The organism is Xanthomonas pisi DSM 18956 (assembly GCF_001010415.1).
GTDB lineage: Bacteria > Pseudomonadota > Gammaproteobacteria > Xanthomonadales > Xanthomonadaceae > Xanthomonas > Xanthomonas pisi.
In genome coordinates, this window is record NZ_JPLE01000218.1 from 1 (window position 1) to 871 (window position 871).

Here is an 871-nt window from a genome sequence, read left to right on the forward strand (position 1 = left end):
TTCCAATCCTCACCTCCTGATCAGCGTAATCTGCCTATGCGAACAGCCAGTCGTCCATTCTGATCATAAACCTCAATTTTATCATTGCGGATCACCAGTCCTACATTCTGATTAGAGTAACGAATTGTCAGTTGCCCTTGTGACGTAACACTGAAAAGGCCTCCAATATTCAGGTTACCCTGAGAATCAACCTGAAAGTTTCCGTTCTGAATAACGGCACTCCGGATAACTGGCGAAGTGATACTTACCCCGGCTTTTACCTCATCCGCCACAACCTTCCGCGACACCAGTGTTTCAATCACCGCGTCATAAATCATCGCTTTCGGGATCACAACCTTGCCACCTGATACCGCAAACGGATAGGCGGTGTTATCCGGGTTGTTCGGGGCAAAGACAAACAACTGCGACGCAGAAATTGCAACCTGACTTACAGGCCTGCCTTCACTGTCTTTTCCGGCGACAATCCCGATCCCCGCAGTGATACCATCAACTCCCGCTTTTTTTGACCACATTGCCAGAAACGCCTCACCGCCTTCTTTATCCAGTTTAGTGATGCGCTTGTCGACCTCATTAAGCGATTCACCGGTTGACGAACCCAGTGTGCTAATGCGGGTTTCAATACCACCAATCGTTCTTGTCGTTTCTTCCCTGAGAGTCCCCACAACTTCGGTTGTCTTAATTGCAGCATCCTTTACAGCCTGCCCCTGCGCGTTTTTTATTTCTTTACGCAGCTCGGACACAACCGGCGACTTTGCAGCCTCATCGCGGATCTGGTCAATGATGGCCTTCACGCCGATCTGTGTTTGTGCCTGAGTGCCTTTTTCAGCATTCCATGGACCTTTCACTCCTGCCGCGTTAACAAAACGTATCC

Annotated in this window: 1 protein-coding gene; it reads right to left on the bottom strand. The window is 49.5% G+C overall.

Annotated elements, in window-relative coordinates; translation table 11 throughout:
• Nucleotides 1-20 precede the first annotated feature (20 nt).
• A partial coding sequence (locus Y887_RS19620; RefSeq protein WP_084726099.1) for a phage tail tip fiber protein occupies nucleotides 21-871 on the bottom strand: 851 nt, incomplete at its 5' end.